The following is a 3,683-nucleotide window of genomic DNA, read 5'->3' as shown; positions in this document are numbered from 1 at the left end:
TATCATCTACTTTCATTTTTTGTTTATTTTTCTAACAATAAATCTTTCAAAGAAATCAGGGTTACAGCAACTAATATCATTGCCATACCAAGAAAATCAATGGGATAAAATTGTTCATTCATGATTAAAAAAGCAAAGAAAACCGCTGAAATTGGCTCAATTGAAGCTAGTAAACTTGACTTGACCGGTCCAATCAGACTGGCTCCTTTTAGGAAAGCTGTATAGGCAAAGACAGTCCCAATAAGGATAATGCCTGCAAAAGCGAGGAGAAAATCAAGACTAGTTGGGATAGCAGTCTGTAGAACTCCTGTAAAAGGAAGGGCGACCAAACCTGCTATAACCATTCCCACACCAATGACCAAACTGCTCCCCCACTTCTTAATCAAGGCTATGGGCAAAATAATATAAAGGGCGTAAGTCCAGGCAGAAAAGAGACCCCAGAATAGGCCATAAGGTGTAATGGATAACTGGTCCAGTTGACCATGAGTTGCAATAAGGAAGGTTCCTCCGAGAGCTAGTATGATAGAAATAATCTCTGATAAGGTCGGTGCCACCTTATCCTTGATACAGCTATAAATCAAAATCCCGACAGGACAAACATACTGAAGCACCGTCGCGGTCCCTGCATTGGTTTCCTGAATAGCAGACAAATAGGCAAATTGATTAAGAAAAAGACCAATCAGAGCAAAAAAGAGAAGTGACAGCAAACTTTTTCTATCCTTTAAAAAGGCCAGCATTTTATCCTTTGCAGTAGCATAAGCCAAGAGCATGAGAATACCACCAGCGATTAAAAGGCGCAAGTTGGTCAAGACCAGAGCAGAAATACCATGTGCCATCAGGTATTGGCCACTCGTTCCTGACAAGCCCCAAGCAATACCAGCCACAACTGTTAATAAAGTCCCTTTTAAACTGTTTGACATGTCTCTCCTTACTCTTCTTTACGAATCAAGTCCATCACTTGATTGCGGTCTAATATCCACTGGGCTCGTTCATCCTTTTCATAGGTACGATTCGATAGGAAAATAGCCGCTTCTTGCTTCTGACGATTCCACATGATAAAGGTGCCTGTATAGCCTGTATGGTCTAGCCAATCTCCTTCCAAATTCCATGCTAAAGAACGTTCCTTGTCATCTAAAGGAGAAAAATTTTGACTCAAATCTCTTGCAAAATCATCTGCTAAATAGTGCTGCAAAAAGATTTGTAAATCCTTTACAGTCGAAAATAAACCAGCACTACCAGCATGTCTGCCCAAGAGACGAGCCTTGGGATCATGCACGATGCCTGCCTCTACACCTCTAACTGTTGGAACAGCAAGCTTAACAGGCCCAAACTGGGTTTCATTCATTCCCCAAGGTTTCCAGACTTGCTCCTGTAAAATCTCATCCAAATCCTTATCAAAGATTCCTTCCAAAATAAAACCCAACAGCAAAAAATGGACATCCGAATAAAGAAAGGCTGGCTGACTTCGTCTCTTAAGATGAAACATCGCTTCCTTTAATTCTGAAGCTGTCAAAAGGTCTCGATTGGGAATAAAAGGATCAAGATCTGTAGCGTGAGTTAAGAGCTGGCGAATAGTAATATCTGGATAATCGCTCTCAGGTAAAAAATCGGTTACTGGTCTGTCAATATCTAATTGACCTTTTTCACACAAGAAGGTGAAAACAGTACCAACCCCAACAACCTTGCTGACACTGGCTAGGTCATAAACTAGTCCTGCCTCAGTATCCAAGCCATGTTCTGGGTCACTCTGGCCTACATAGACCTCCGTCCATTGATGGTCCTTAAAATACGCAAAAGAGGCTCCGGGATAAATCCCTGCCTCGATTTGTTCTTCTATTTTTTTAATAATCTTGGTCCACTTCATACTTCTTCAAACCACAATTCAACATTATTTCTATCTTTACCAAGGAAGAATTTTTCAGACTTAGGAATAAAACATTCGGTAGACTCAAATTTCTTGCGCAGACTTGCTATATCTAGTTCATTGACAAGGAACTTGAGCATAGACAAGTCCCAAGTAACCGCATTGTCCACAGTCAAATCCTGCCCCTGAGCTGGGATAAAATCAAGTGATTCTCCAACTTCAAATGGTTCCAAGAAACTATCTACATCAGTTGGGAGATGTAATTCCATAGAAATCTCAAATTTACTTAAAGAGATTGATTCCAAATCTGTTTGAAATTCTGGCTTTTCTCCTACTGCTACTAGGCTTTCTCTGTCATCTTCTGCATGAATCAAAATCAAATCACCTTCTGGCGAGTAAATTTCAAAAGCGTAGCCGTTTTGACCTTTATATAATTGATGAATCGAATCTGTTTTAGATAAGAGTCCTTCAATTTCCAAGGGATTTTCCACCTTGATAATCAATCTAGCCAGTTTTTTTCTTCCCTCTACCTTACGAGTACGCATACTTGGAGCTTCTTCTAAAACCAGCTTTTCAAGACCTGTTTGGTCCCCTAGTGACAGAAAAGCTGACTCTTCTAACAAGGCCTTCATTCCAAGGGTTTCAATATAAAATGTTTCATTTAATTTTCTATTATTAACTTTTAAAGTAGGAATAATCCGTACAATTTGATTTACATTCATAAATTCCTCCATCACTTTTTATTTTATAGGATTTTAGAATTTTTTACAAGATATTATGCTCAAATTTACCGATTTTTCGTAAAATTGCATCTAAAAAACCGAGGATTTCCCCGGTTTCAATTTCTTATAGGTAAAGGAATTTGAAGATAGCTACTGCCGCAATTGCTGCTGCGATAGGTGCTACTACTGGTACCCAAGAATACCACCATTTTGAATCGCCTTTGTGCTCACCAAGAACTGATTTTGGAAGGAAAGCATGAAGGAGACGTGGTCCAAAGTCACGGGCTGGGTTCAAGGCAGGTCCTGTAGGTCCACCAAGTGATGTTACCAAGGCCATAACAAGGAATCCAAGTGCCAAGTGAGCTACTGAAAGTCCTGAAGCAGTATGTGGTGCTACTTGGGCTTTGATTGCTAAATCAGAAAAGTCAACATTTTGACCTGCTTGACTAGCCATTTGTTTCATGTATTGAAGCACTTCAGAACCAAAGAAGTTTTTAGTCATTCCAAGGGCTGCAAAGAAAAGAACAAATGAACCAACAAACTCATTTACAAAACCATTAACAGTTGCTGCAAAATGTGATTCTTTTGTACCATTATCCAAACTTGAAATTGTTGAGAAAGTACCCAAAATGTTGTTTGGATTTTCAGTTTTCAAGTAGTATGGGCGGTGTGTTGCCACAACCAAGGCTTGACCAAAGATAGCACCCAAAACTTGTGCAATGATATAAGGCGCAACTTGTGCCCAAGGGAAAAGACCGCTGATTGCAAGTCCAAGAGTGAAGGCTGGGTTGATGTGGTTTCCAGATACGTTACCAAACATTAATGCTGGGATCATAACCCCCATACCATAACCAACAGCGATAACGATCCAGCCACTTTGGTGACCTTTCGTACCTTTAAGTTCAACGTTGGCAACTGCACCATTACCAAGAATGATCAAAATAGCAGTTCCCAAAAATTCAGTGGCATATTTAATTGCCCATGTGAAATCCATTTGATAGATTCTCCTTAAATTTTTTTAGACAATCCTTATTCTATCAATTTTTAGGCCTTTTAGCAACCGATTTTCTAAAAGAATCTCTGGAAAACGCTTTATT

The 3,683-nt window shown here is 39.6% G+C and carries 4 protein-coding genes; all 4 read right to left on the bottom strand.

The window, feature by feature from the left end; translation table 11 throughout:
* Positions 1 to 23: 23 nt before the first annotated feature.
* Positions 24 to 920: a DMT family transporter gene (locus tag QZ565_RS08620; protein ID WP_295528269.1), complete on the bottom strand. Its 897-nt coding sequence runs from the start codon at positions 918 to 920 to the stop codon at positions 24 to 26.
* 8 nt (positions 921 to 928) lie between these two features.
* Positions 929 to 1,864: a serine hydrolase domain-containing protein gene (locus tag QZ565_RS08615; protein ID WP_295528266.1), complete on the bottom strand. Its 936-nt coding sequence runs from the start codon at positions 1,862 to 1,864 to the stop codon at positions 929 to 931.
* Entirely contained in the window at positions 1,861 to 2,586 is a 726-nt protein-coding gene (locus tag QZ565_RS08610) for a CppA N-terminal domain-containing protein (protein WP_295528263.1), read from the bottom strand. Before QZ565_RS08610 ends, QZ565_RS08615 begins: the two co-directional genes overlap by 4 nt.
* A 124-nt stretch (positions 2,587 to 2,710) precedes the next feature.
* Complete coding sequence (gene gla, locus QZ565_RS08605; protein WP_295528260.1) at positions 2,711 to 3,580, bottom strand: aquaglyceroporin Gla; 870 nt, start codon at positions 3,578 to 3,580, stop codon at positions 2,711 to 2,713.
* Positions 3,581 to 3,683: the final 103 nt, after the last annotated feature.

The sequence above is a fragment of the uncultured Streptococcus sp. genome (assembly GCF_915066115.1).
GTDB lineage: Bacteria > Bacillota > Bacilli > Lactobacillales > Streptococcaceae > Streptococcus.
Note: the sequence above shows the minus strand (reverse complement) of the source record. Positions and strands in the feature narration are given on the sequence as shown.